We start from the raw sequence: 26,432 nt of genomic DNA, 5'->3' as shown, positions 1-26,432 counted from the left end.
ATTGGTCAAACTAGGTGCGGGGGCCATTTGCGTCAATCGCGCGAAGCGCCCAAAGTGCCGCGCCTGCAATGAAAAAACGCCCTCTCCTGCTCGCAATCGGCGGCCTTCTGGCGATGGCGGCCGGCCTCGGCATCGGACGCTTCGTCTACACGCCGATCCTGCCGCCGATGGTCGAAGCGCTGCAGCTCACCAAGGGCCAGGCCGGCCTGATCGCCTCGGCCAACTTCATCGGCTATCTCGCAGGCGCCCTGCTGGGAGCGTTGCGGCTTCCCGGTTCGCGCCGGACCTGGCTGCTGGCGGCACTCGCCGTCAACGCGATCTGCCTCGCCGGTATGGGCGCGGCCACGACCATGCCGCCCTTCATCGCGCTGCGGCTGATCGCCGGTGCCGCCAGCGCCTTTGTCCTGATCTTCAGCTCGGCCCTGGTGCTCGATCGGCTCGCGGCCGCCGGCCGCGCCTCGCTCTCCGCCGTGCACTTCGCGGGCGTCGGCAGCGGCATTGCGCTTTCTGCAATCCTGGTAGCAACGCTGCTAATGGCGCACGCCTCCTGGCAGATGCTGTGGTTTGCCAGCGCCGTTCTTTGTTTCGCCGCGGTCATCGCTGTTGCCGCTTTGGTACCACCCGACGAGGCGGTGCCGCGGACCGTACGGACCCAGAGCGTGACTGGGGTCTCTCCGGGGTTCATCGCGCTGATCGTGGCGTATGGTCTGTTCGGTTTCGGCTACGTGATCACGGCCACCTTCATCGTCGATCTGGTGCGTGGCGCACCGGCAATCGCCCATCTCGAACCGTATATCTGGCTGGTCGTGGGCCTGAGCGCCGTGCCGTCTGTGGCGCTCTGGACCGCCCTCGGCACCCGGTGGGGCGTGATGCGCGCCTATGTCGTGGCCAACCTCGTCGAAGCCATCGGCGTGGCGGCCAGTGCGCTTTGGGTGCAAACGGCCGGTGTGGTCGTCGCGGCGATCTTCCTGGGCGGCACGTTCGTGGGCCTGACGGCGCTCGGCCTGGTCGCGGCCCGCGAGGGCAGCACGGGTGATCCCCGCCGCAGCATCGCGTTGATGACTGTCTCCTTCAGCCTCGGCCAGATCCTGGGCCCGATCTTCGCGGGCTATGTCTACGACGCCACCGGCAGTCTCTCGACGCCATCGCTCGTTGCGGCGGCGGCGCTGGTGGTAGCGGCGCTGCTCTCGCTGCTTGCCGAACGGCAGCGCCGCCTCAGCCCTTCCCAGCTCAACCTTTCCAAGTGAAGGGGAAGAGCTGCTGGCGCACGAAGCCCGGCGGCATGTAGTCACCCAGCACGCCGTATTTGCCAGGGAAGCGGCGCTCCGACTTCACCGCGGTGCCGAAGATATAATCGATGAAGGCGAAGTGGGCGGCATAGTTGCGGTCGATCGCCTCGCGCTCCGAACTGTGATGCCAGTGATGGAAATCGGGTGTCACGATCAGCCATTTAAGCGGCGCCTTGGCGAAGATTATCGGCACCCGCACGTTGGCGTGGTTGAACACCGCCTGGAAGCCAACGATCACGATATAGATGTCGGTCGTGGTCTGGTTGAAACCCAGGACATAGAGCACGCCCAGGATCGAGACGCGCGTCGTCAGCAGTTCGAAGAGATGCAGCCGCGACCCCGCCATCCAGTCCATGTACTCGGCACTGTGATGCACGGCATGGAAGCGCCAGAGGAAGGGAATCTCGTGATAGGCGCGGTGCGTCCAGTATTGCACCAGGTCGGCTACCAGAATGACCAGGAACAGCTCGGCGAAGAACGGCAGCCCGCCCACCCACTTCTGCAGGGGTGGCCATACCATCCAGCCGAACAGCCGATGGATGGCAAAATTCACGATCAGCAGCGCCAGCCCGACCAGCAGATGGTTCACGATGAAATGCGTGAAGTCGGTCTGCCACCCCGGCCGGAACACCGGCTGGTCGCGATGCAGAGGAAACAGCTTCTCGATCAGGATGAAGATCATGCTCGAGCCGAGCAGGTCGAGGATGAACCAATCCAGGCCGACATAGGGCGTGTTGTCGGGGAAGTCGTCGACCGGCACGCGATGCCCGCCCAGCGCCGCGGCGAGCAGGATCAGCGCCAGCGCCGTGCCGTTCAGCCAGCGATTGCGCAACCGGATCAGGTTGGCGAGCGCCATGCCGCCTGCGATCACCATGCCGACCAGCATGATCTCGCGCAGGATGGCGACGTCGTACTTCTTCCGGAGGTCGGGCGTCGTCAGGTACTGCGGGAAATGGAATGCCAGCACTGCCAGCACGGCAAGGCCGCCCAAGGTCAGGGCGATCACCCCGGTGACCTTGCCCTTCCCTTTGTCCATGGCGCCGGATTGACGGAAGACGGCAGTGATCCTGCCGAGGAGAGCGGGAGACTTCATGAGCCGGGATTCTAGGGGCAACCGACGGTCGCTGCATCGGACAATTGGGCTGTGCTATGCACCGCCCAGTGACTTCCTCCGCGCTCCCTCCCTGGCCGGCCCTGGTCGCCACGGCGCGCGGCGCGCTCTGGCGCACACCCGACGGCACGATCGAACGCCTGTCGGGCAGAGACGCCAATCTGCGCGCCATCGGCACCTTGCCCCTGGTCTGCCATGCCCCCGCCGTCGCGGCCCGGCTCGGGCTCGAGGACATCCAGGCCCGTGATCTGCTGGCACTTTTCGCCTTCGTCCGGCCCGCGCATTTCTGCCTGCCGACGGTGCGCGGCCTGTGCGAGGCGCTCGACCTCAACGTCCCGACAACGCCGGAAGAAGAGGTTACGGCCCTCCCCGAGGTAGCGCGTAGCCTGATCGACGAACTCGAAGATATGGCAGCCCTCGCCTCACCCGAGATGAAGGATACCGCACTCGCCATGGCGCGAGGCCAGTGGGAGTGGGGCGATATCGTCCTGGCAGCTCTTGGCGTCAGCCAAAGCGCGGGCACGAAGAGACCGCGACCCGGCGCTGGCCTCGATGTCTGGAAAAGCCTCCCGGTATGGGAGGAGCCGCCGCCGGCACCACCGCCCGGCAGCGAGCCGGTCGAGCCGCGCGAAGCACGGCTGCGTCTCGCCCAGCTCGTCTCGGCCGGCAGCAACATCGCCGAAGCGCGGCCGACGCAGAGCGACTACGCTTCTGCTGCCAGCCAGGCCTTTGCGCCACGCACGGAAGAGGACAAGCCGAACGTCGTGCTGGTCGAAGCCGGCACCGGTGTCGGCAAAACTTTGGGCTATGTCGCGCCCGCGAGCCTCTGGGCGGAGAAGAACGGCGCGCCGGTCTGGATCGCGACCTACACGCGCAACCTCCAGCGCCAGATCGACAACGAACTCGACCGCCTGCATCGCGACAGCGCCGAGAAGCGCCGCCGCGTGGTGATCCGCAAGGGCCGCGAGAACTATCTCTGCCTGCTGAACTTTCAGGAAGCGGTGATGCGTACCGGCCTGGTGCCCGAGAACGCCGTCGGCCTCGGCCTGCTGGCGCGCTGGGCGCTGGCCAGCCGCGATGGCGACATGATCGGCGGCGACTTGCCTGCCTGGTTGCTCGATCTCGTGGGCCGCAGCCGCGTGCAGCGGCTCGCCGACCGGCGCGGCGAATGCATCTATTCTGCGTGCGAGCACTATCGGAAGTGCTTCGTCGAACGCACCATCCGCCGCGCCCGCCAGGCCGATATCGTGATCGCCAACCATGCGCTGGTGATGATCCAGGCGGCGATGGGTGGGCTCGACGATGGCACGCGGCCGCTGCGCTACGTATTCGACGAAGGTCATCACCTGTTCGATGCGGCCGATGGCGCGTTCGGCGCGCATCTTAGTGGTGTCGAGGCCTCCGATCTCCGACGCTGGTTGTTGGGGGCCGAGGGCCGTCGCGGCAGCCGTGCGCGCGGATTGGAACGCCGGCTGAGCGACCTGATCGGCGAGGATGTCGAAGCGCAACAAGCGCTGCGCCGCCTGCTCGATCTTACCCAGCAACTGCCCTCGCCCAACTGGCAGACGCGGCTGGCCGACGGCACGGTGCTGGGCCCAGCCGAAGAGTTCCTGGCACTTGTACGCCAGCAGGTTCGCGCACGCGCAGCTGGCGACGATCAAGGTTTTGGCCAGGAATGCGACGTGCGGCCGCTCAATCCCGGCCTCATTGAGGCCGCGGATCAACTGGCAGATGCGCTCGACAAGATGCTGGTGCCGGTCCGCAAGCTGCGGCAGGCGCTGCGCGCCAAGCTCGAAGGCGAGGCCGACAAGCTCGACTCTGGCCAGCGTGCCCGAATCGAAGGTGTCGCGAGGTCACTCACCAATCGTTGCGAACTGACTCTCGAAGCCTGGCGCGCCATGCTGCGCGGTCTGCACAACGATCCCGATCCGGCCTTCGTCGACTGGTTCGCCGTCGAGCGCAGCCAGAGTCGCGAAATCGATGTCGGCATGTATCGCCACTATCTCGACCCGACCGAGCCGTTCGTGAATTCTGTGATTCGGCCATCGCATGGTGCGGTCATCACCTCGGCGACCCTGCGCGATTCGCTGGGCGTGCCCGCTGCCGCCAACGACGAAGACCCACGCGGTCTGGCCGATTGGACAGTGGCGGAGGCACGCACCGGTACGAAGCATCTCGCCGCACCGGCGATGCGCGCCGCGATGGCCTCGCCCTTCGACTATGCAAATGCCACCAAGGTCCTGATCGTGAAGGACGTGAAGCGCGACGATTCCGATCAAGTGGCTGCAGCCTATCGCGAACTCTTCCTGGCGGCAGGCGGCGGCGCCCTTGGCCTCTTCACGGCGATCGGCCGGTTGCGCGCTGTCCATCAGCGCATTGCACCGGCACTCGAAGAAGCGGGCCTGCCTCTCTACGCCCAGCATGTCGGTGGTATGGATGCAGCCACCCTGGTCGATATCTTTCGTGCCGAGGAGCATTCCTGCCTGCTCGGGACCGATGCCGTGCGCGACGGCGTCGACGTGCCGGGCCGTTCGCTGCGCCTGATCGTGTTCGATCGCGTGCCGTGGCCACGGCCCGATATCCTGCATCGCGCCCGCAAGGCTTACTGGAAGGCGGCGGGTGCAGGCGCCAACGCCTACGACGACATGCTGGCCCGATTGCGCCTCAAGCAGGCCTACGGCCGCCTGATCCGTCGTGCGGATGATCGCGGCGTGTTCGTGATGCTCGACTCGCGCTTGCCCAGTCGCCTACTGAGTGCCTTCCCGCCTGGCGTCGCCGTCGAGCGCATAGGCCTTGCGGAAGCCGTGGAGCAAACAAAGGCGTTTCTTGAGAGGAGTTGACGCTTGTCCATCTTCAAGATTCTCATCGTCTCGGCCGCCGGCGTGGTAGCGGCAGGTGTCGTTACCGTCCTCACTGTCGGATACCTCAATTCTCCCAGTCGACTGGAGGCCGACAAGCCAGCGACGCCTGCGCCAACCACGACGCCGGCACTGTCCCCCGCCGAGGTCAAGGTGGCCTATGGCGATTGCACGCAACGGAAGCCTCCTTCCATCGCCGATGCTGCGCAGCGTGCAGCGGCTTGCTCCAGGGCGCTTCAGAGCCATCAGCTCCAGCCTCAAGAAGTGGCGATGGCACGGTTCATGCGCGGTGTCGCCCGTACGATGCTCGGCGACAAGGTGCTGGCCAGCGAAGACTATCTCGACGCGATCCAGCGCTACGACCAGCTCATCAGCTCGACCAATCCCGACGCCCTGAACCTCTATCGGCGTGCCGCGGCATTGGACGCGGTTGGACAAACCGACAAGGCGCTCACCGACTATAGCGAAGCGATCAAGCTCGACCCCAGTGCCTCGCTCGCCTTCCTCAACCGGGGCGTCCTGCTGGCGACCCGCAAGCGCGCCTATGACCGGGCAATCCAGGACTTCGACAGGGTTCTCGTCCTCGAACCGGACAATGTCGACGCCCTGATCCGCCGGGGCGACGCCTTCACCCAGCTCGGCGACTTCGGCCGCGGCATGAGCGATCTCGACCGCGCCGTGAGCCTCGCCCCCGAAAATGCTTTGGCCTATCTGATGCGCGGGCTGGCCTATGGGCGGCGCGGCAATTCGTTGGCGGCGCTGCAAAACTACGATGTCGCCCTGAAACATGACCCTCGCAATGCCGACGCCTTGAGCAACCGCGCCGCGATCTACCTGGGCGAAGGCAAGCTCGACATGGCGATTCGCGATTTGGATCTTTCCATTTCGATCGATCAAAGCAATCCGCTTGCCTTCTACAATCGCGGCTATGCTCATTTCGCGAAGAAAGAGTACGAAAAGGCGATCGCCGACTACAGCTCCGCCATCGCGTTGAACCCTCAACTGGGCCTCGCCTACAACAATCGCGGCCTGACACGCGCCATTGCCGGCCAGGATCTCGTGCAGGCCCTCGCCGATTGCGACACGGCGCTGAAGTTGATGCCGATCAATCTCGACGTCCGCGATACCCGCGGCTTCATCTATCTCAAGCTCGGCGATCCGGCCTTGGCCTTGAACGAGTACAATGCAGCGCTCGACATCGATCCTAACCGGGCGCTGTCGCTCTATGGTCGTGGCCTCGCCAGGATCAAGAATGGCAACCAGGCCGGTGGCGAGGCAGACCAGCGAGCCGCAGAAACAATCAATCCCGAGGTCGCCCGGCAATTCTCCGTCTACGGCCTCAACTAAGGCGGGATGAGGCCCATGAATTCAGTCAAAAGTGTCGTCTATGTTCGGGAAACCGACCTCGACCCGGCCGAATTCAGGTGCGTTCTGCTCGAGTCGGGCCTCGCGCGCCCGACGGATGACTTGCCGCGTTTGGGGGAGATGTTGCGGGGCGCCGATCTGGTCGTGACGGCCCGGTTCGACCGAGCCGACCGTAAGCTGATCGGGATCGCGCGCTGCATCACCGATTTTTCCTGGTGCTGCTATCTCTCCGAACTCGCCGTCTCGAAAGAGGCGCAAGGGCTCGGCGTCGGCAAAGGCCTGATCGACGAGACGCGCCGCCAGCTTGGGCCACGGGTCAGCCTGATCCTGGCCTCCATGCCGGATGCTGTCGGTTTCTACGATCGCATCGGCATGCCACGGATGCCCGACGCCTATTACTTCAAACGCGAGCGGTAGGACTCCGCCTTCTCAGCCACCGAACCCACCTGAAACTTCTGCAATCCAGCGGCGGGCCTCGTGAATGCTGCGGAACAGCTTCACAGGCCGGTCACCCTGCGTGGCATCGGCGAAAGTTTGTGCCGCCTGTCCGCGTTCGGGATCGACCACGAACGCCATGGCTCCACGCGTCGTATCGCCACCACGCAACCACGATGCAATGCGCTCCATCTGCTCCGCCGTCACGTCGGAGGTCGATGTCGAAACATCGATGATCTTGGCGAACTGCCGTACGTTCCCATCGACGATCTCCCGGGCACAGCGGTCGACGTCCTCGGCGGTGATCTGGCCACGTGCGACGATGATGATCGTTCGGGACAGTCGGTGAATTTCCACGTGCAAGGGCATGCCGCCTCCTGACCCTGAGAGTAGGTCAGGCCGGCTGCGGATTTCTATGACAGATCGATCAACGCCAATCCCAGTTCCGGCCGCTGGCGGCGGCGCAGCCGTGCCGGTGTCTCGTTGATCGTGACTTCGAGCGTCGGTCGCACGATGCCTTTCAGGAAATGGCCGCCGCGGGTCGTGCCATCGCTCAGGCCTATCACGGCATGCATATGGACGCTGGGTTTGCTGTCATCACCCAGCGCAATGTCGCCCAGGAGGCTCAGCCCTTCGCACTGACTTTCGATATGGATCGGCTTGTAGGTCTTGTTTGCGAGATCGAACCAGCCGAGGGTGGTGCGCTCGAAAGCCCCGATCGCCGTCAATGACGCCGCCGACAGGCTCTCCTTGATCGCAAAATCGCTGATCGCGGCAAAGGCCTCTTCGCCGGCGGCCAGAACGAGGACGAATGTGCGCTCACCTGCTTCCTCGAAGACGAGTTTGGATTGCATCGGGAATGCTCCTGTCACGAGACAACGGTCGCGACTCAACCCGCCAACCCGCCGGTCGTTGCAGGACAACCGTGGAAGGGGATTGACATGAATTGAATCTAGGTTCATTTCTTTACCAAGAATTGAACCGGAATTCACATCATGGCCTATCGCCATACCGAGCGGGTCCAGGAACAGCTCCAGGACAAGCGGGATCGCATCCTGCAGGCGGTTCGCGCTGTCGTGGGCGAAGTCGGCTTCCGGGGCGCCCAGGTCGCCACTGTGGCCGAAGCGGCCGGCGTGGCGACCGGCACGGTCTATCGGCACTTCCCCTCCAAGGGAGAGCTCTTCGCCGAAGCCTTGGCCTTGAACGCAGGTCACGAGCTCGCGGTGCTCGCCGCCGTGGCGCGCTCCGAAGGCACAGCGATGGATCGGCTCGCTGATGCGGTGCGGGTCTTCGCGCTGCGCGCCGTGCGGGCGCGGCGGCTTGCCTGGGCAATGATCGCCGAGCCGGCCGAGCCGGAAGTCGATGCCGCCCGCCTCATTTCCCGCCGCGCTTTCGCCGATGTGTTCGAGGGCCTGATCACCGACGGCATCGCGGCCGGTGACTTCCCGCCGCAGAACGCCCGCCTCGCCGCCGCCGGCCTGATCGGCGCGCTGACCGAAGGGCTGATCGGTCCGCTGGCGCAAGACGCCGACCACCAACCCAACGCCGCCACGCTGGCGCGCGACGTGACTGCCTTTTGCCTGCAGGCCGTTTCGGCCCGCCCTTACAAGGAGTCCTGACCATGACGACGATGGCGGCAGAACCTTACTGGCAGAACATCTTCCAGCGCCTGCTGGGCGAGATGGACCGGCGTACCAGCCCGGACTGGCAGGCCGATGAAGCCAGCCTCGATCCCGCGATCTACATCGACCGCAACCGCTTCGAGCAGGAGCAGGCGCGCCTTTTCCGCCGCTTGCCTTTGTGCCTCGGCCCCGCCGACCAGTTGCGCGAGCCGGGCAGCGTGATGGCGCGCGAGATCTGCGGCGTGCCACTGCTGGTGACGCGGACGCGCGAGGGCGCCATCAAGGTCCTGCTCAATGTCTGCCGTCATCGCGGCGCACGACTGGTCGTCGAGGAGGGCGAGCCATGCCGCCGCCAGAGCCTGGTCTGCCCCTACCACGGCTGGGCCTACCGCCTCGACGGGACGCTCGCCGGCGTGCCGCGCGCCGAGGCCTTCCCGACCCTGGACAAGCACCTGACGGGCCTGCGCGAGCTTCCCTCCGTCGTGCGCCACGGCATGATCTGGGCGATGCTCGATCCAGCGGCCAGCCTGCCCGACATGGCGTCGTTCCTGAACGGCGTCGACGATGATCTCGACGCGGCCGCTCTCGGCAGCCACTGCTTCTATCGTCAGAGCACCAGTCGGCGTGCCACCAATTGGAAACTGATCGTCGAGGCCTTCCTCGAGATCTACCATGTGACCCGGCTGCATGCCGGCACCATCGGTCCGTTCTTCACCGACTCGGTGTCGGTGAGCGATCCGCTGGGCCCGCACATCCGCTTTCTCGCGGCGCGCGACCGCACCAAGGAAATACGCGACCTGCCGCCCGAGCGCTGGACGCTCAGCGAGCATGGCACGCTGGTGCACTACGTGTTTCCCAACACGATCGTCATCCACCACCCGGACTATGTCAGCCATCTCGGGCTGTTCCCCATCGCGCCTGACGAGACGTTGTTCGTGCATTCGATGCTGACGCCGCATCTTCCCGGCGACGACAAGGCCGACGCGCATTGGGCGCGGTCCTTCGACCTGATCGACCGCGGCGTGTTCAACAGCGAGGATCTGCCGATCTGCGAGCAGATCCAGCGCGGGCTGGCCAGCGGCGCCAACGACCGGCTGATCGTCGGCCGGCTGGAACAGAATCTGAAGCGCTTCCATACCAGCCTCGACCGCGCGCTGAACTGACGGCTCGACCGGCGGAACGCACAGCCTTTGCCCGCGCCAAGAGCGTGCTAGGCTGACAGCGTCCCATGCCGAGCAAAAAAGTCCTGATCGCCGGCGCTACCGGCCTCGTCGGTTACGCCGCCATGAAACACTTCGCGGCCGAACCTGGTTGCGAGGTGGTCGCCCTCTCCCGCCGCCGCCCCGATGAAACTTATGGTGCGCGCTGGCTGCCACTCGACCTCACCGACCAAGCCGCCTGCGTTAAGCTCGCCCCCGAGTTCGCCGGGGTGACACATCTCGTCTATGCTGCGCTCTACGAGCAACCGGGCTTGGTCGCGGGCTGGCGCGAGGATGAGCAGATCCGCACCAACGATCAGATGCTGCGCAACCTGTTCGGCCCTCTGGAGCAAGCCGCACCGGGACTACGCCATGTCGCGCTGCTGCAGGGCACCAAGGCCTATGGCGTGCATGTCCGCCCGCTCACAGTGCCGGCGCGCGAGAACCGCTCGGAGATGCACGAGCAGCCGAACTTCTATTGGAACCAGGAGCGCTATCTCAGCGCCCAGCAGAAAGGCAAGGACTGGACCTGGTCGATCCTGCGGCCGGTGCTGATCGTGGGCGATTCGGTCGGCAGCGCCATGAACGTCATCCCGGCCCTTGGCGTCTATGCGGCCATGATGCGCCGCGCCGGCAAGACCAATCTCGACTATCCCGGTGGCGTCGGACGGGTCGCCCAGGCGGTCGATGGCGACCTGCTGGCGCGCGCCATTGCCTGGTCCGGAGAGGCCGCCACCGCGCGCAACGAGATCTTCAACGTCACCAACGGCGACGTGTTCGTCTGGCCGAACGTCTGGCCCGCCATCGCCGACGCCCTGGGATTTGCACCGGGCGAGCATGTACCCCTGGAACTCGACCAGGAGATCCGCCCGCATGAAACCGAATGGGCCGAAATCCGCGCCGCCCACGGTCTCGTATCCGGGACTCTCAGGGAGTTTGTCGGCCTCTCCTTCGAGTACGCCGACTATACGATGGGCTTTGGCCGCACCGAACCCGGGCCGGCCGCCCTCGTCTCGACCATCAAGCTGATGCAGGCCGGCTTCACCGAAGTGATGGACACCGAGGCGATGTTTCGCAAATGCTTCGCCGAAATGCAGGCGAAACGACTGCTGCCCAAGCCCTAGAGACTCCTTCCAGCTGTCGCGAAACTGTCACGGGCAGCGCTCACCTTCCGCTCGCGTTATACGACGGAACGTGACGGAGGGCCTGCCATGGACAGTAAACTGAACAGAGACACGCTCGAAGACCGCGTCCGCCGCGAGCTGGCCGACAGCCTCGACGAGGAGCTCGAACTGGAGCTTGGCGACGAGCTGCTGTCGCACCTGCCCGATCAACCCGATCTGACGCGACACAACGAAATCGACCGCAGGTTCTATTTCACCGAGCTGCTGCGCCTGCAGCGCGAGCTGATCAAGCTGCAGGCCTGGGTGATCAACCACAAACTCAAGGTCGTGGTGCTGTTCGAGGGCCGCGATGCCGCCGGCAAGGGCGGCGTGATCAAGCGCGTGACGCAGCGGCTCAATCCGCGTATCTGCCGTACCGTGGCCCTCTCGGCGCCGAGCGAACGCGAACGGACGCAATGGTACTTCCAGCGCTACGCGGCGCACCTGCCGGCCGCCGGTGAAATCGTGCTGTTCGACCGCAGCTGGTACAACCGCGCCGGCGTCGAGCGCGTCATGGGCTTCTGCAGCGAGACCGAGGTCGAGGAGTTCTTTCGGACCGTGCCGGAGTTCGAACGCATGCTGGTCCGCTCCGGCATCATCCTGGTGAAGTACTGGTTCTCGATCACCGACGAGGAGCAGAACCTCCGCTTCCTGATGCGCATCCATGACCCGATGAAGCAGTGGAAGCTCTCTCCCATGGATCTCGAATCCCGGCGCCGCTGGGAAGAGTACACCAAGGCCAAGGAGGAGATGCTGGCGCGCACCCATATCCCCGAGGCGCGCTGGTGGGTGATCGAGGGCAACAACAAGCGGCGGGCGCGGCTCAACTGCATCCACCACCTCCTGCAGCAGGTGCCCTATCAGGAGGTGACGCAGGACGCTATCGTGCTGCCGCAGCGCGAGCACAAGCCCGACTATTTGCGCACGCCCGTCGCGCCCGAACTCTATGTCCCTGCAGTCTATTGACGGATCTCAACTGATGGATTTCTTCAGGCGCTTCACCTTCCTCTTCTGCACACCGGCCTTCGACACCGACGACCTCGAAGGCCACCGGCTGGGGGAGATCACCGCTGCCATCGACAGGCTCGGCTTCCAGGTCGTGCGCGCCCGGCGCATCGAGGATGCCGAGATCGCGGTCCAGACCGACGCCGCCGTCGGCTGCATGGTCGTCGACTGGGGCAAGAAGGGCCTCGAAGGCAAGGCCGTTGCGCTGATTAACTTGATGCGGCGGCGCGGCCTCGAAATGCCGATCGTCATCCTGGTCCGCCGCAAGCGGCTCGAGGATATCCCGGTCGAAGTGCTCGACTATATCGACGGCTACATCTTCCTCTCCGAGGAAACGCCGGAGTTCATCGCCAAGAACCTGGTGAGCCGGCTGAAGCAGTATGCCGAGACCCTGAAGACGCCATTCTTCGGCGCGCTCGTCGACTACGCCGAGGAAGGCAACCAGCTCTGGACCTGCCCCGGCCACAATGGCGGCATCTTCTACAACAGGAGCCCGATCGGCCGAATCTTCGTCGAGCATCTGGGCGAAGCGGTGTTCCGCGACGACCTCGACAACTCGGTGCTCGATCTCGGCGACCTGCTGGTCCACGAGGGCCCGGCGCTGAAGGCCCAGCAGGAAGCGGCGGCGATCTTCGGGGCCGAGAAGACCTACTTCGTGCTGAACGGCACGTCGTCATCCAACAAGATCGTGCTGCAGGCGCTGGTCGCCGAAGGCGATCTGGTGCTGTTCGACCGCAACAACCACAAGGCGGCGCACCATGGGGCATTGTTCCTGGGTGGTGGCATTCCCGTTTTCCTCGAGACCGACCGCAATACTCATGGCCTGATCGGCCCGATCTTCCATGAAGCCTTCGACGAAACCCGCATCCGCGAGAAGATCCGCACCCATCCGCTGATCGAGGACAAGGACGCCTGGAAGCGTGAGCGCCCGTTCCGCGTTGCCGTGATCGAACAGTGCACCTACGACGGCACGATCTACGACGCCCGCATGATCGTCGAGAAGATCGGACACCTTTGCGATTACATCCTGTTCGACGAAGCCTGGGCGGGATTCATGAAGTTCCACCCGATCTATGCCGGCCGCTTCGCCATGGGCCTCGCCGGCCTCGGCCCCGATGCGCCTGGCATCATCGCCACGCAATCGGCGCACAAGCAGCTCGCGAGCTTCAGCCAGGCCTCGCAGATCCACGTCAAGGACAGCCACATCGAGGGACAGCGCCGCCGCATCGAACATCGACGGTTCAACGAGTTTTTCATGCTGCACGCCTCGACGTCGCCCTTCTATCCGTTGTTCGCCTCGCTCGACGTCGGCGCGCAGATGATGAAGGGCCGTTCGGGCGAAGTGCTGTGGGACGACACGATTCGCCTCGGCATCGAACTGCGCAAGAAGGTTCGCGCCGTCCGACGTGAGTTCGAGGAAAAGGAGCGCGATCCGGTACGTCGCTGGTTCTTCGAAGCCTTCGTACCCGATCGTGTATCGGTCGACGGCCGTAATTCGGCATGGGAGGAAGTGCCGACCGACGACCTGGCCACGGATGCGCGTTACTGGGAGCTTACTCCTGGTGAACGCTGGCACGGCTTCAGCCATGTCGCACCGGGCTATGCGATCACCGATCCCAACAAGCTGATCCTGCTGACGCCGGGCTTCGACCGCGAAAGCGGCCTCTACGCCGCGCATGGGATTCCCGCGCCCGTGGTTGCTCAGTATCTGCGCGAAAACCAGGTCGTGCCGGAGAAAAACGACCTGAACTCCCTGCTCTTCCTGCTAACGCCGGGCGTCGAATCGAGCAAGGCCGGTACGCTGCTGTCGAGCCTCGTGGCCTTCAAACGGTTGCACGACGACAATGCACGGCTCGAAGATGTCATCACCGAGTTCGTGCGGCGGCGTCCAGCTCGCTACTCTGGCCTCCGGCTGCGCGACCTCTGCTCGGAGATGCATGCCTTCTTTCGCGACAGCGCCGTCAGCACATTGCAAAAGGCGCAGTTCGCGCCCGAGCACATGCCGACGCCGGCGATGCCGCCACACGAAGCGGTGCGCCAGCTCGTGCGCAACAATGTCGACTACGTACCGATCGATCAGGCTGCCGGCCGCATCGCCACGACCATGTTCGTGGTCTATCCGCCCGGCATCGCCAGCATCGTTCCCGGCGAACGGCTCGACGAACGGGCCAAGCCGATGCTCGACTATCTCGGCATGTTCGAGAAGGCGGCCAACCTCTTCCCCGGTTTCGAGGTCGAGATCCAGGGCATCTATCGCGAAGTCGACAGAGACGGTGCTGTCCGTTTCCACACCTATGTGGTGCGGGAATAGGCCAGTTCGGTTGGAGGTGTGGTCGCGCCGTCGCCGATGGCGCGCTGCATCAGCAGGCTGTCGGTCCAGGTGCCGTACTTGAACCCCACGCCTTCGAGCAGGCCGACCCGCCGAAAGCCATGAACCTCGTGCAGCTTCTGTGAGGCCGTGTTGTCGGCGTCGATATAGGCGAACATCTGACGGAAGCCGGCGCTCGTGCAGGCATCGATCAGGGCTGGCAGGAGAAGCCGGCCAATACCCGAATGCAGATGCTCGGAGTGCACATAGATCGAGTGCTTCACGGCGTAGCGATAGGCTGGCCGCTTGCGGAACGGCACGGCATAGGCATAGCCCACGACAGCGCCGCCGCGCTCGGCGACGAGATGCGGCAGCCGGCGGCGCAGCATGTTCTTACGGCGGCGCTTGATGTCGTCGGCGTGCATGGGTTCGGGGTCGAACTCGCCCAAGCCACGCGTGATGTGGTGGGTATAGATCGCCACCATCGCCGGCACGTCGGTCTCGGTCGAAGGCCGCACGCTGACGTCGCGCGACGTCTCTCGAACTGCGTCACTCATTGCACCGTCCACTGTGCCCTCCACCGAACCACATGCCCGTGGTCCGGATCAAACATGGGTCGGTGACGGTTTGATGTCGCTGGAGGGCGTGACCGGAAAAAACAAGGGGCCTGGAAAGCGAACTCCCCAGGCCCCTTGGACGCCCCCTCTTGAACTCTTATCTCACCCTGTCGACGATCGTCTTGGCGCTGGACTGCGCCTTGTCGGTCAACTCATTGAGACCGTTGGCACGCTCGGCCCACTGGTGCGCCTCACGCGGCACCTCGTAGCCCAGCACGGTCTGCGGCAGCTTGAGCGACAGGCCGCCGGTCAACGCCAGATAGGCGATGGCGAGCAGACCCAGTTTGAAGCCCCAGCCGAGGAGAAATCTCATGCGCGCGAGGATAGGCGGCAGGCAGCCATCTCAACAGATGTCGCTTGGTATCAATTGTTGGGCATCTGGTTCCCGCGCGGACGGCCGGAGAAGCTTGCGCGCACATGATCTGCGAGATCGCGCGCGGCAGGACTGAGGCCCGGCGGCGCATAGAGATTGATGCGGAACTCCGGCAGCGACGGCAGCTTTGCGGCACGCGCAGCCGCACCGGCAAAGATTTCAAAGCGCTCAGGCACTGAGGAACGCAACAACGGTGCAACGGCAAGGCCAGCTTCGAGGACCGCATAGACAGGCTCCAGCCGGCTCACCTCGCAGACCGCGCGCCAGTCACGTCGCGTCTTGCCCAAGGCCTCGATGGCAATGGGCCGGAAGACACATGTCGGCGCACCGAGAGACACCGGCAGCGGATCCTTGAGATGCGCATCGCCTCCTGGCGTACCCACCCAAACCAGACGATCGGTGCGCAAGGTTTCGCCATGGCGGCCGCATTCCGTCTCTGTCGTGAGCGCGAGATCGACGCCTCCCGACTTCAACTGCTCGCGTACGATCTTCGAGTCTTCGCAGACCAGCGAGACGCGGACGCGCGGCTGCGCCTTGGCAAAGCCGCGCAGTATCGGCGGCACGAAACTGCCAATGATGTCGTAGGGCACGCCGAAGCGAACCTCGCCCTCGAACTGCGGCGTGCGCATTGACGACCAGACTTCGTCGTTCATCGCCACCAGCCGGCGCGCCTGCGCGAGCAATCTCTCGCCGGCCGGCGCCAGGACAAGACCGCGACCCTGGCGTTCGAACAGGCGGCAGTCCAATGCCTCTTCCAACCGCTTGATCTGCTGGCTGGCCGCCGCCTGGCTCATGCCGAGGACGGCGGCCGCGCGCGTAACGCCGCCCGATTCGACGACCGTCAAGAAGGCACGCACCAGCGCCAGATCGAGATCCCTACGCATCGGGATATATAACGTTAAGTGAACGATATTATCAAAAACATTCGATTTTCTTATTTTACAGCCAGGCATAGCGTGACGCCATGACAACCCGCATTTCCGGCCTCTGGGTGCCGCTGATCACGCCGTTCAAGGACGGTGCCGTCGATTTCGAGAGCTACGACCGCCTGGTCGAGCATTACATCAAGGCTGGCGCCGACGGTCTGTTCCCGCTCGGCACCACCGGTGAATCCCCTACCCTCGACGAAGCGGAGATCGACGCAGTGGTCGAGCGCACTGCGGCCGTGGTGCGCGGCCGCGTTCCGATCTTGGTCGGGGTGGGTGGCAATGCCACGCGCAAGGTCGAGAAGACACTGAAGCGACTTGAGCGCATTCCCTTCGAGGGCATCGTGTCGGTCTGCCCGTACTACAACCGGCCGAGCCAGGACGGGCTGATTGCCCACTTCCGCCAAATTGCGGCAGCGACCGATCGCGACGTGCTGATCTACAACATCCCCTATCGCACGGCCGTGAACCTCTCCAACGATTCGCTGCTGGAATTGGCTCAGGTTCCGAACATCGTCGGCGCCAAGGACAGTTCCGGCAGCATCGCGCAATCGCTCGAGCTACTAGCGCGCAAGCCGGCAGACTTCTCCATACTGACCGGCGAGGACGCGCTCTACTTCACCATGATGGCGCACGGCGCCGAGGGCGGCATCCTGGCAGCCAGCCATCTGATGACCGAACGCTTCATCGAGGTCGGCCGTCGCTTTGCGGCCAACGATGTGGTGGGCGCGCGCGCTGCCTGGGTGCCGCTTGCCCAATTCGTGCCGCTGCTCTTCGCCGAAGCCAATCCAATGCCGATCAAGTATCTGCTGTGGCGGCAGGGCCTGATCGCCTCGCCCGAATGCCGGCTGCCGCTGACGCGGATTTCCGACGGCCTGGCCAAGCGGCTCGACGCCTACTTCGACCAGCGCGCAGCAGCCTAGGGCGAGGCCTCGCGCAGGAAGAGCGCAACGGCGCGCCGGTAGATGATGTCGGCGATGCTGCGTGGCGGCGCATCGATCACGACGGTGCCGACGGTGCGCGACGTGGTCGTACCCAGCGGCCGCTCGCCGACCAGCAGGACACGATAGAGCGCGTGTTCGGGTATCAGCGTGTTCTGCGGTCCGCGGCGCACCGAGATCGGCCCTTCATGCGTCGAGGCGAGCTCGATCACCTCGAGCGCCCGCGTGGAGGCATGCGCCACCTCCGCGACCTTGAGCGAGAGCGTATCACCGTCGACCTGGATGAAGCGCGCGGCAGCGCCCGGCTGGACGCGATCGAGATCGGCTTCCGACACGAAGGCCTCGACCACCGAGGTCTCGGCCGCGACCAGAACGCCCAGCCGCTCCAGCCGGCGGATCTGCGCTCCGACGCGCAGGTCGGACGGGATGTCTCGTATTTCGCCGGCAAAGGGCGCCGTAACTTCGAGGCTGCCGGCGCGACTTTCCGAGCGGGCCAGAGCTGCGCCTGCCTCCGAGGTGCGCGCCAGGGTCGCCTGCTGAGCGCGGCGGCGTTCGGGATTGTAGGTGCCGGCTGTCTGCTCGGCCTGCGCCGCTTCGAGCTGCGCGCGGGCGGCAGCGATATCGTGATCGATCTCGACCGAGTCCATGCGGAACAGGACCTGCCCCTCGGTGACCCGCGCCTTCTCGCTAATCATCGAGACGAGCCGGCCCGGCTCAGCCGCCAAGAGCACCGCCTGACGTTCGGCCCGCAGCAACGCCGGTGCATCAACCCGGCCACGCCACGGCACCAGCAGGGCCAACAGCAGCAACGCAAAGACCGCCAGCGTGCCCCAGGTGTAACGATTGGGCTTGCGGACCGTCGGCAGCTTGGCCCACACGCCCAGCTCCTTCACGATCGGCCGGGCGACGAAGAACCAGATCTCGATCACCATCAGCACCACGCCCAGGACCTTGAAGGTGAGGTGGTAGACCAGCACCGCAATGCCCATGAACAGGAAGAAGCGGTAGATCCAGGTCGCGATCGACCAGGTGACGATTACCCGGACGAGATGCGGCGGCAGTTGCTCCGGCGGTGCGACATTGGGCCGGAACAGCATCTCGCGCAGCAGCCAGCGCGTATAGGCGAAGCCGCGCTCCTGCAGGTTGGGAAAATCCAGCAGGTCCGAAAGGATGTAGTAGCCGTCGAAGCGCATCAGCGGGCTGATGTTGACCAACAGCGTCAGCAGCCATGTCGAACTCGAGAGCACAAACATGGCACTGCGTGTCGGCCCGTCCGGCAGCACCGCCCAGGCGATCGACGCCACGGCGGCGATCAGGATTTCCGCGCCCATCCCAGCGGAATCGATCACCAACCGTTGCCGACGATCCGTGAGCCGCCAGGCGTCGGTCGTGTCGGTCCACAGCACCGGCCACATCACCAGGAACGCGATGCCCATCGAAGGCACACGGCAGCCGTAGAGCTTGGTCGCGAAGCCATGCCCCAGTTCGTGGAACACCTTGGCAAAGGAGATGGCGATGCCCATCTGGATCAGCCCGTCGACCGTGGTCTGCTCGATCAGGCTGTGGCTGTAGCGTTCCCAGTCACGCGAGATCAGGAACAGCGCCAACACACCCAAGGTGGCGATGCCGATCATGCCGGCCCGCGTGAATATCCAGCGGACCAACGGCAGGGCGGCTGTCAGGAAGCGGTCGGGATTGACCAGCCGCAGGCGCAGGAAGAGATAATTGTGCACCAACCAGGAGGCCGCGGACTTGCGCTCGAATGCCCGCTCAGCGGCCATCTGCGCCGTCTCGGCCGCCGTGGTCGCCTGCAGAAGGCCCGCGCCGCGTGCGAACTTGGCGAAGCGCACGATATCGTCGGTGCTCGGCCGCAAGGTCGTTTCGGCGGCGATCGCAGCCAGGATCGCGTCGGGTGCGCGCAGGCCCCAGCGGCTCAGGATCTCGAAGTCGAGCCAGCCCAACCGCACGAAGCGATGGCGCGCCGGATCGTAGATCGACCAGGTGGGTTGACCTTCCGACAGCGGCCCCGGCGAGAGGGTGAGGTCCTCTCGCAGCGGCGGCAGGACGGCGGCGGCAGTCACGCCACGAGCTGGCGCAGATAGGCCAGCGGGCGGCGCAGCAGCCAGACCGCGAGCGGTCGCGGCGGCCCGAAGATCTTGGCGGTGCCCTTCAACCCCAGTCGCAGGTCCGCCCCCGCCGCGAGATCGGCGCGCGCGGTGTAGGCCAGCACGCCGCTCGGCGTCACCGTCGTGGCATAGCTCACGAACACGACCTTGCCGGTCACCGGCTGATCCGGCGTGAGGTTGCTGAAGAAGGTCACCTCGGCGCCCTCTTGCAGACTAGTCGCTTCGGTCACCGGCAGCTCGATCTCGATCCGCGAGGACGTCGGTGGTGAGACCTGGAGAATGCGCTCGCCGACTTCGACCGGTTTGCCGATCCATTCCGCCGGATCGTTGAACACGGCAATGCCGTCGGCCGGCGACAGGATATCGGCACGCGCCAGCCGTGCCTGGCGGTAGTCGAAGTCGGCACGCGCCTCATCGAGTCGCGCGCGCAGAGTAGCGAGCTGTTCACGCGCCCGCGGATCCGTGATGGCTTCCTGCGAAGTTTGGCGGAACTGAGCGGTTGCCGTTTCCAGGACCTTGCCCGCGACTTTGTATTCAGCATCGAGCTGACGGCGCTCCAGGCGCACGATGAGCTGCCCCGCCTTGACGGCGGCATTGGGCGCCACCTCGATGGCATCGACCACGCCCGCGAAAGGCGCGCGCACGAAGGCCGGCGTCTCGGCCACGACTTCGGCCGGCGCGATCGCGCTCGAACGTACGGGCACCAAACCCGCGCCGACCAGCAGTGCGATGGCTGCGGCAATGGCGATGCGCTTGATCTTGCGGCGGCCCCCCAGCTTCACGGGCGCCAGCCGCGCGCGCGCAAGTTCCCAGGCCTGGCCATAGCTGCCGCAGAGCACGTTCAGGAGCGGCTGTTCATTGTCCTGCCAGGCCGTGCGTCGGCCGAGCATCAGGATCGCCACGGTGTTGCCGCGTACGCGAAGCGGCCACCATAGAAGATGCGGTGCCAGCCAGGTCTTGGCCCCTTCTTCATCGCCCTTCACCGCCTCAGGGCCGAGTTTCTGAACCTCATCTCGCTTGCCGGACGAGACAACGCCGCGATAGAGCCGGTCGAGCAGCAGCACATAGGGCGCACCCGCCTCGAGGCGCGCCGCGCCCGACAGCGCGACCACGCGCTCGGTCCGGGCATCCCACAGCACAGCCTGGTCGTAGGCCACGGCGCGCACCGTCTCGTTGACGATGACGAAGGGCAGCTCCTCGCGGCCGGCATCACGCGCCCGCGCGGCAAGCTGCAGTACCTCCGTCATGCGCAGGAGCTGCTGGTTCAGGCGGCCCACTTGAGCAGGCGCCGAAAGTGGCGCCTGAGGTGGAACCTGGGCGGCAGCCGGACGTGCCGGCTGCGGCGCCGGTTGAGGGGCCGGACTGCTCAAGGCGTACCTAGCGCGATACGCCGGCGAACTGCGCGGTGCCGCTCATGCCCGGCAGCAACGCCCCGGTGTCGCCCTCGATGCGACCGTAGATCTTGATCGTCTGGCTGGCCGCGTCGACCTTGCCCGAGATGCGCGTGATCTTGGCGTCGTAATCCTGCTGCGTCTCGCTCACATGCAGCCGCGCGGCGGCACCAGGCTTCAGCCAGGCCAGCCACAGCGAGGGCACGATGAACTCGAGTTCGAGGTCACGGTCATCCACGACGTCGAGCAATGGCGCACCGGCCTGGACGAACTGGTAGTTTCGCACCGAGGTGGCGGCGACCCGGCCGCTGAACGGCGCCTTGATCACACAGTTCTCAACCGCGGTCTGGGCAACGGCGACATCGGCCGTGGCCACGCCGACGTCGTTCTGTGCCGTCGCAAAGTCGGCCTTGGAATAGGCATTGAGCGCCTTCAGTGCCTGTTGCGTCTTCAAGAGGTCCTGGCGCTTCGTCAACTCAGCCTTGGCGCGGGCGAGCATCGCATCCTGCTGGGAGCAGTTGAAGCGGACCAGTACCTGGCCCTCCTTGACACCGTCGCCATCGGCCGCGGGGAACTCCACGAGCTGACCGGCCATCGGCGCGGCGATCACGGCCGTCGCACGGGCCGTGACTTGCGCACCGATCGGCTGCGCAGCGGAAGAGGCCCCATTGGAAGCCAGATTGGCCGCTCCATTGCCTGCGCCGTTCTGGCCGGCAGCACCGGTGGCCAGGCCAATGGACAACGCACCGAGGGCAACGGCGGAGAGTGCAGATTTGATCATGATCAGTCGGCCTTCGCAGTATGGAGAGGCGCCACCGGAGCAGCCGATGTCGAGGGCGCGGGCTCAGGAGCCGGCGCCACTGCGGGCAACTCTGGCAACTGGCCAGCCTGCCAACGGATGATCGCCTGCTCGACCTGGCCCGTGAGCGTCGGCAGATCCTGCAACTCGGCGCCGGCGGGCACGAGGTCCATGCCAGTTGCCGAGTAGACCGACGCCAGCGAAGCCAACACGCGAACCTGCGCGCGGTCGCGGGCGATGCGCGTTGTCAGCACGGTGAGCTGGCGACGGATGCGGTCGGCTTCCGATTGTGCACCGGCTTCCGACACGCTGTCGGCGACGCGGCCGATCTGCACGCCAACGCGGTCGACGTCCTTGGCCGTCTTGAAGGTGTCGAGCGAGTTGGCGTACTCGTTGATGGCGAGGTTGATCTGGCTCAGGATCGCCACGCTCAGTGCAACTCGCCGCTCTTCCGACAGATCCACCGCCTGCTTGGCCACGGCGATGGCGCGCGGCCCCTGGATCATGCTCATCAGGTTGAAGGTGGCGCGGATGCCGATCTCGCCCCAGGTGTTGGTGTAGAGCAGGTTGTTTGAGTTGAAATTGAAGCCACCGATCATCCCTATGCCTGGCAGCATCTTCAGGATCTCCTTGTAGATATCCTGCTGATCGATCTTCTTCTGGTAGGCCTCGATACGCAGCTCCGGACGCAAGGTCAGGCCGATATCCTCGAGCCGATGGTTGTTCAGACCGAACTGCGGTTCGATATTGTCTGCCAGCCCACCCGCGAAAACCACGTTGGTGCTCGACGGAATGTTGATCAAGGTCGCGAGCTCGATACGCGCAGCCGAGAGTTCGTTGCGGATACGCTCCAGCTCGCTCAGCACGATCACCATGTTCTGCTGGAAGTCGAGCAGCGCCAGCGGTGACTGCAGATTCTGCGCGCTCGCCGCACGCGACGCCTCGAGGATCTGCCGCGCCGTTTTCAGCATCGGGTCGATGCGCGGCAGCAGCTCCGACGCCGTCTTGGCGCGCCAGTAGGCGGTTGCCGTGCTGCGCACGATGTTATCGATCACCTTGCGGCGGCGTTCGATGGCGATCAGCACGCGATAGCCCTGCTGGCGGGCCTGGAAGAAGCTCAGCCCCAGATCCAGCGCATTCCAGGTCAGCGTCAGATCGGTGGTCGAGAACTGCGGCTGCTGTGAGTACGAATAGGTCAGGCTCTGCTGCTGCGTGAAGACGTCGATGCTCTGCGCGGCATTGTAATTGGTGCGCCCATCGTACCCGGCACCGGCCGCCAGCCTCGGCAGCATCTGCGCCAAAGCGAGATCGAGCTGCTTCTCCTGCATGTTGATCTCGGTCTTGGCGAGCTGACCGTCGTAGTTGTACTTCAACGAACGCGCGATCGCCTCGGAGAGGCTGAGCGACCCGCTCAGCGGCACATAGGCCTGGTCGATCTTCTTGCGATCGGCCTGGGCCCGCTGGACGTTCTCCTCCAACGTCATCGCATCGGGCTTCAGATTGCCGCAGCCGGCAACTAGCAAGGCCGCAAGCGAAGCGGCCATGGAAACAACAGCAGTTCTCATTCCCAAATCTCCCCAAATTGAAAGCGTGGCCGCCCCCAGCGGCCACGCAAAACACAGATCGATTTCGCAGATCAGGCCGCCAGGGCGTCGAGCAGGGCTCGTGCGCGGGCGAGGCGACCAGCCTGGGTCTGCTCGCGCAGCTGCGGCGAGAGACCAAAGCCCTGGATCGCCTGCCCACCTGCCTGCCCATTCGCCGGATCAGTTCCCGGCGGCAGCAGAAGCTGCACGCCGTCTCCCGATGGAGCGGACGGTGAGGCCGGAGTCGCACCATCACCTGTCGGTGTTGCCGGCGGCTCTGGATCGACAGCCGGCGGAGCGTCGGGCGGCGTGACCGCCTCGGGTGGCGGTGGCGGTGTGGCAGCTGGCGTCCGCATGACGTCATCGACGACAACGGTGGGACGCAGCAGCCCCAGGACATCCTTCGGCTCGCGCAGCACGACGATATGCACGTCGGCCGTGGCTTGCCGGCCGTGACGGTCGGTCGCGACGACGCGCAGGTCGTAGGCACCTTCTGACCCTTCCGGCGGCGTGCCGGAAAAGGTCAGCATCGTCGGATCGAAGTACAGCCAGGGGGGGATCGGACCGCCGCTGATCGACGCTGCCTCGTAGCGCAGCGTCTGGCGCGGCGCGGTACCGTAGAAGACGTCGGTCGAGACCGCCGCTGTACCGGGCTGGTTGGCCAGCATCGTGCGATAGACGTTGGAGCCCACCAGCCAGTCGGACGGCATGCCGCCAATGTCGCGCCGGTAGAAGCCGAACACGTCCCTCGACAGATAATCCGACGGCACCACCACATTCGGCAGCACCGATGGACCCGTCGGAGGCACCGGAGTGATGCTCGTGGAAAGCGGAACGACCGAGTTGCTGAACGGCGTGGTGCCGCCGTTGATCGTCACATCCGTGCTGGCCGAGAAGGTTACTGGCCCCGAGGAGCTGTCGATCAGCCGGACCGAGAGCGCACCGGGCGTACCGGAGAACCCGCTGTTCGGCACGAAGTGCAGCATCGCCGTCGACGGCAGGATGATGGCCTTTCCGTCGCCGAGATCCGTCGGGATCGCGGTCCAGGTCGAACCGCCATCGAGAGAGTAACGCCACGTGCCCTGCGTTGGGTTCGACGCATTGCCGGTGATGGCAATGCCCGCCAACTCATGCGCCGACGAGCCACCCGGCACCGTATCGCGCGAGTCGTCGAAGTTGTCCTTGAATAGGTCCTTCACCGAGGCGCCCGGCGGATTGCCCGTGCCCTGGTTGACCGGCGGCAACTTCGTCTCGCCTGTGGCCACTGGAGCATCGTTGACCGGCGGCGTCGTCGTGCCGATCGAGATCGTGCCGGTCGACCACTGGCCGGTGCCGCCGATACCCGTCGAGATGTCGCCGGCGCCAGTCGGCGGTAGACCGCCTGTGCCGTCCGAGATACGTGCGGTCAACGAACCCGGCGTGCCGTTCCAATCCGGCTGCGGCACGAAGCGCACGCCCGCCGTTGCCGGGATTACGATCGCACTGTTGTCGCCAAGACCGGTGCGCGGGATGTCGACCCAGGTTGTCCCACCATCGGTCGTGTACTGCCAGGTGCCCTGCTCCGGCGTCGAGGCATTGCCGGTGATGGCAATGCCCGCCGCCGGCGTTCCGGTCGAACCGCCCGGCACCGTGTCGGTGCCGTCGGTGTAGTTGACCGTGCCCTGACCCAACAGGTTGGTGACCGGCGTGCCCGTCGGGCTCGGCGTGTCTTCGTTGCTCGGCGGCACCGTTGCCGTACCGCTGACCACCGGCGCATCGTTGACCGGCGGAGTCGTCGTGCCGATCGAGATCGTGCCGGTCGACCACTGGCCCGTACCGCCGATGCTCGTCGAGATATCACCTGTGCCGGTCGGCGGCAGGCCGGTGTCACCGTCCGAGACGCGTGCCGTCAGGCTGCCCGGCGTGCCGTTCCAGTTCGGCGTCGGCTCGAAGCGCAGGGTCGCCGTGTTCGGCAGCACCAAGGCATTCGTGTCGCTGAGACCCGTACGCGGAACATCGACCCAGGTTGTGCCGCCGTCAGTCGAGTACTGCCAGTTACCCTGTGCCGGCGTCGAGGCATTACCGGTGATGGCGATGCCCGCTGAGGGAGTGCCCGTCGAACCGCCCGGCACCGTGTCCGTGCCGTCCGTGTAGTTGATCGTGCCCTGGCCCAGCAGCGTGCCCACCGGTGTACCTGTCGGGCTCGGCGTGTCCTCGTTGCTCGGCGGCAGAGTCGCAGAACCGCTGACCACCGGCGCATCGTTGACCGGCGGAGCCGTGGTGCCGATCGAGATCGTGCCGGCCGACCACTGGCCGGTGCCGCCGATACCCGTCGAGATATCACCCGCGCCGGTCGGCGGCAGGCCGGTGTCGCCGTCCGAGACGCGTGCCGTCAGGCTGCCCGGCGTGCCATTCCAGTTCGGCGCCGGCTCGAAGCGGATCGCGGCCGTGTTTGGCAGAACGATCGCGTTGGTGTCGCTGAGGCCCGTCCGCGGAATGTCGACCCATGTCGTGCCGCCGTCGGTCGAGTACTGCCAGGTACCCTGCGCCGGCGTCGAGGCATTGCCCGTGATCGCAATACCTGCCGACGGGGTGCCCGTCGAACCGCCCGGCACCGTGTCGGTGCCGTCCGTGTAGTTGATCGTGCCCTGGCCCAGCAGCATACCCACCGGCGTGCCGGTCGGACTCGGCGTGTCCTCATTGCTCGGCGGCACCGTCGCGGTACCGCTGACTACCGGCGCATCGTTGACCGGCGGCGTCGTCGTGCCGATCGAGATCGTGCCGGCCGACCACTGGCCCGTGCCACCAACGCTCGTCGAAATGTCGCCCGTGCCGGTCGCCGGCAGGCCGGTGTCGCCATCGGAGACGCGTGCCGTCAGGCTGCCCGGTGTGCCGTTCCAGTTCGGCGCCGGCTCGAAGCGCAGGGTTGCCGTGTTCGGCAGCACCAAGGCATTCGTGTCGCTGAGGCCCGTGGTTGGGATATTGACCCAGGTCGTGCCGCCATCGGTCGAGTACTGCCAATTGCCCTGCGCCGGCGTCGAAGCATTGCCGGTGATGGCGATGCCGACCGACGGCGTGCCGGTTGAACCGCCCGGCACCGTGTCGGTGCCGTCCGTGTAGTTGATCGTGCCCTGGCCCAGCAGCGTGCCCACCGGCGTGCCCGTCGGGCTCGGGGTGTCTTCGTTGCTCGGCGGCACCGTTGCCGTACCGCTCACCACCGGCGCATCGTTGACCGGTGCGGTGACCGTGCCGATGGTGATCGTGTCGTTCGACCACTGGCTGGTGCCACCGACGGCGCCGAGGTTCTGCGCGCCCGTCGCTGGCAGGCCGGTCGTGCCATCG

General features: G+C 65.5%; 21 protein-coding genes. 10 read left to right on the top strand and 11 right to left on the bottom strand.

The features are described 5' to 3' along the window. The first annotated feature begins 68 nt into the window (after positions 1-68). On the top strand, positions 69-1,247 hold the full coding sequence (locus EPO50_RS21825) for a YbfB/YjiJ family MFS transporter (RefSeq protein WP_296347444.1): 1,179 nt from the start codon (positions 69-71) through the stop codon (positions 1,245-1,247). Here the strand turns inward: EPO50_RS21825 and EPO50_RS21820 are convergent. Next, positions 1,231-2,382 (bottom strand): sterol desaturase family protein, encoded by a 1,152-nt coding sequence (locus EPO50_RS21820; protein WP_296347441.1) that lies wholly within the window; start codon positions 2,380-2,382, stop codon positions 1,231-1,233. The two genes, EPO50_RS21825 and EPO50_RS21820, sit on opposite strands and share 17 nt — an antisense overlap. Positions 2,383-2,450: 68 nt before the next feature. Between EPO50_RS21820 and EPO50_RS21815 the strand changes: the two genes are divergently transcribed. Genes EPO50_RS21815 through EPO50_RS21805 form a run of 3 tightly spaced genes read left to right on the top strand, consistent with a single transcriptional unit; the run spans position 2,451 to position 7,040 of the window. Continuing rightward, the gene (locus EPO50_RS21815; protein WP_296347439.1) at positions 2,451-5,240 is read left to right on the top strand and encodes an ATP-dependent DNA helicase; all 2,790 of its coding nucleotides are present in this window, start codon (positions 2,451-2,453) and stop codon (positions 5,238-5,240) included. Between the two features lie 3 nt (positions 5,241-5,243). Beyond that, entirely contained in the window at positions 5,244-6,605 is a 1,362-nt protein-coding gene (locus tag EPO50_RS21810) for a tetratricopeptide repeat protein (RefSeq protein ID WP_296347437.1), read from the top strand. Between the two features lie 15 nt (positions 6,606-6,620). After that, entirely contained in the window at positions 6,621-7,040 is a 420-nt protein-coding gene (locus tag EPO50_RS21805; protein ID WP_296347436.1) for a GNAT family N-acetyltransferase, read from the top strand. A gap of 12 nt (positions 7,041-7,052) precedes the next feature. On the opposite strand, the gene EPO50_RS21800 is transcribed toward EPO50_RS21805, so the two are convergent. After that, positions 7,053-7,427: an STAS/SEC14 domain-containing protein gene (locus EPO50_RS21800; RefSeq protein ID WP_296347434.1), complete on the bottom strand. Its 375-nt coding sequence runs from the start codon at positions 7,425-7,427 to the stop codon at positions 7,053-7,055. 44 nt (positions 7,428-7,471) lie between these two features. Next, complete coding sequence (locus EPO50_RS21795) at positions 7,472-7,912, bottom strand: PPC domain-containing DNA-binding protein (RefSeq protein WP_296347432.1); 441 nt, start codon at positions 7,910-7,912, stop codon at positions 7,472-7,474. 141 nt (positions 7,913-8,053) lie between these two features. On the opposite strand from EPO50_RS21795, the gene EPO50_RS21790 reads away from it, so the two are divergent. From EPO50_RS21790 to EPO50_RS21770, 5 genes are all read left to right on the top strand, one after another. Then, complete coding sequence (locus EPO50_RS21790) at positions 8,054-8,677, top strand: TetR/AcrR family transcriptional regulator (RefSeq protein ID WP_296347430.1); 624 nt, start codon at positions 8,054-8,056, stop codon at positions 8,675-8,677. Positions 8,678-8,679: 2 nt separating this feature from the next. Then, positions 8,680-9,843: an aromatic ring-hydroxylating dioxygenase subunit alpha gene (locus tag EPO50_RS21785; protein ID WP_296347428.1), complete on the top strand. Its 1,164-nt coding sequence runs from the start codon at positions 8,680-8,682 to the stop codon at positions 9,841-9,843. A gap of 65 nt (positions 9,844-9,908) precedes the next feature. Then, positions 9,909-11,003, top strand: coding sequence for an NAD-dependent epimerase/dehydratase family protein (locus EPO50_RS21780; protein ID WP_296347426.1), 1,095 nt, complete (start codon positions 9,909-9,911; stop codon positions 11,001-11,003). 87 nt (positions 11,004-11,090) lie between these two features. Then, the gene (gene ppk2, locus EPO50_RS21775; protein ID WP_296347424.1) at positions 11,091-12,008 is read left to right on the top strand and encodes a polyphosphate kinase 2; all 918 of its coding nucleotides are present in this window, start codon (positions 11,091-11,093) and stop codon (positions 12,006-12,008) included. A 13-nt stretch (positions 12,009-12,021) separates the two neighbouring features. Further along, complete coding sequence (locus EPO50_RS21770; protein ID WP_296347422.1) at positions 12,022-14,358, top strand: Orn/Lys/Arg decarboxylase N-terminal domain-containing protein; 2,337 nt, start codon at positions 12,022-12,024, stop codon at positions 14,356-14,358. Here the strand turns inward: EPO50_RS21770 and EPO50_RS21765 are convergent. From EPO50_RS21765 to EPO50_RS21755, 3 genes are all read right to left on the bottom strand, one after another. Beyond that, positions 14,340-14,912, bottom strand: coding sequence for a GNAT family N-acetyltransferase (locus EPO50_RS21765; RefSeq protein ID WP_296347420.1), 573 nt, complete (start codon positions 14,910-14,912; stop codon positions 14,340-14,342). The two genes, EPO50_RS21770 and EPO50_RS21765, sit on opposite strands and share 19 nt — an antisense overlap. A gap of 157 nt (positions 14,913-15,069) precedes the next feature. Next, positions 15,070-15,285 carry a hypothetical protein gene (locus EPO50_RS21760; protein ID WP_296347418.1) on the bottom strand — a complete coding sequence of 72 codons (216 nt, stop codon included), beginning with the start codon at positions 15,283-15,285 and terminating at the stop codon, positions 15,070-15,072. Positions 15,286-15,335: 50 nt separating this feature from the next. After that, positions 15,336-16,229 carry a LysR family transcriptional regulator gene (locus EPO50_RS21755; protein ID WP_296347416.1) on the bottom strand — a complete coding sequence of 298 codons (894 nt, stop codon included), beginning with the start codon at positions 16,227-16,229 and terminating at the stop codon, positions 15,336-15,338. 80 nt (positions 16,230-16,309) lie between these two features. Here EPO50_RS21755 and dapA point away from each other — a divergent pair, with 80 nt between their 5' ends. Further along, a complete protein-coding gene (gene dapA / locus EPO50_RS21750) occupies positions 16,310-17,194 on the top strand; it encodes a 4-hydroxy-tetrahydrodipicolinate synthase (RefSeq protein WP_296347414.1) in 885 nt (294 codons plus the stop codon). Here the strand turns inward: dapA and EPO50_RS21745 are convergent. The 5 genes from EPO50_RS21745 to EPO50_RS21725 form a co-directional block, all read right to left on the bottom strand. Next, positions 17,191-19,293: an HlyD family efflux transporter periplasmic adaptor subunit gene (locus tag EPO50_RS21745; RefSeq protein ID WP_296347413.1), complete on the bottom strand. Its 2,103-nt coding sequence runs from the start codon at positions 19,291-19,293 to the stop codon at positions 17,191-17,193. The two genes, dapA and EPO50_RS21745, sit on opposite strands and share 4 nt — an antisense overlap. Next, entirely contained in the window at positions 19,290-20,708 is a 1,419-nt protein-coding gene (locus EPO50_RS21740; RefSeq protein ID WP_296347411.1) for an HlyD family efflux transporter periplasmic adaptor subunit, read from the bottom strand. Before EPO50_RS21740 ends, EPO50_RS21745 begins: the two co-directional genes overlap by 4 nt. A 7-nt stretch (positions 20,709-20,715) precedes the next feature. Then, complete coding sequence (locus EPO50_RS21735; protein WP_296347409.1) at positions 20,716-21,510, bottom strand: efflux RND transporter periplasmic adaptor subunit; 795 nt, start codon at positions 21,508-21,510, stop codon at positions 20,716-20,718. A 2-nt stretch (positions 21,511-21,512) separates the two neighbouring features. Further along, positions 21,513-23,093 (bottom strand): TolC family protein, encoded by a 1,581-nt coding sequence (locus EPO50_RS21730; RefSeq protein ID WP_296347407.1) that lies wholly within the window; start codon positions 23,091-23,093, stop codon positions 21,513-21,515. Positions 23,094-23,164: 71 nt separating this feature from the next. Next, on the bottom strand, positions 23,165-26,432 hold a 3,268-nt coding region (locus tag EPO50_RS21725), incomplete at its 5' end, for a hypothetical protein (RefSeq protein ID WP_296347404.1).

This window comes from Reyranella sp., from assembly GCF_004297405.1.
In the GTDB taxonomy this organism is placed as follows: domain Bacteria; phylum Pseudomonadota; class Alphaproteobacteria; order Reyranellales; family Reyranellaceae; genus Reyranella.
The sequence above is the reverse complement of the archived record's forward strand: the minus strand, read 5'-3'. Positions and strand labels throughout refer to the sequence as shown.

What these genes read in the sequence shown, in the direction of transcription:
- EPO50_RS21730 (WP_296347407.1), bottom strand. Translation starts at nt 23,093, where the DNA reads ATGAGAACTGCTGTTGTTTCCATGGCCGCTTCGCTTGCGGCCTTGCTA.
- dapA (WP_296347414.1), top strand. Translation starts at nt 16,310, where the DNA reads ATGACAACCCGCATTTCCGGCCTCTGGGTGCCGCTGATCACGCCGTTC.
- EPO50_RS21765 (WP_296347420.1), bottom strand. Translation starts at nt 14,912, where the DNA reads ATGAGTGACGCAGTTCGAGAGACGTCGCGCGACGTCAGCGTGCGGCCT.
- EPO50_RS21760 (WP_296347418.1), bottom strand. Translation starts at nt 15,285, where the DNA reads ATGAGATTTCTCCTCGGCTGGGGCTTCAAACTGGGTCTGCTCGCCATC.
- ppk2 (WP_296347424.1), top strand. Translation starts at nt 11,091, where the DNA reads ATGGACAGTAAACTGAACAGAGACACGCTCGAAGACCGCGTCCGCCGC.
- EPO50_RS21790 (WP_296347430.1), top strand. Translation starts at nt 8,054, where the DNA reads ATGGCCTATCGCCATACCGAGCGGGTCCAGGAACAGCTCCAGGACAAG.
- EPO50_RS21825 (WP_296347444.1), top strand. Translation starts at nt 69, where the DNA reads ATGAAAAAACGCCCTCTCCTGCTCGCAATCGGCGGCCTTCTGGCGATG.
- EPO50_RS21780 (WP_296347426.1), top strand. Translation starts at nt 9,909, where the DNA reads ATGCCGAGCAAAAAAGTCCTGATCGCCGGCGCTACCGGCCTCGTCGGT.
- EPO50_RS21820 (WP_296347441.1), bottom strand. Translation starts at nt 2,382, where the DNA reads ATGAAGTCTCCCGCTCTCCTCGGCAGGATCACTGCCGTCTTCCGTCAA.
- EPO50_RS21770 (WP_296347422.1), top strand. Translation starts at nt 12,022, where the DNA reads ATGGATTTCTTCAGGCGCTTCACCTTCCTCTTCTGCACACCGGCCTTC.
- EPO50_RS21805 (WP_296347436.1), top strand. Translation starts at nt 6,621, where the DNA reads ATGAATTCAGTCAAAAGTGTCGTCTATGTTCGGGAAACCGACCTCGAC.
- EPO50_RS21800 (WP_296347434.1), bottom strand. Translation starts at nt 7,427, where the DNA reads ATGCCCTTGCACGTGGAAATTCACCGACTGTCCCGAACGATCATCATC.
- EPO50_RS21735 (WP_296347409.1), bottom strand. Translation starts at nt 21,510, where the DNA reads ATGATCAAATCTGCACTCTCCGCCGTTGCCCTCGGTGCGTTGTCCATT.
- EPO50_RS21755 (WP_296347416.1), bottom strand. Translation starts at nt 16,229, where the DNA reads ATGCGTAGGGATCTCGATCTGGCGCTGGTGCGTGCCTTCTTGACGGTC.
- EPO50_RS21795 (WP_296347432.1), bottom strand. Translation starts at nt 7,912, where the DNA reads ATGCAATCCAAACTCGTCTTCGAGGAAGCAGGTGAGCGCACATTCGTC.
- EPO50_RS21785 (WP_296347428.1), top strand. Translation starts at nt 8,680, where the DNA reads ATGACGACGATGGCGGCAGAACCTTACTGGCAGAACATCTTCCAGCGC.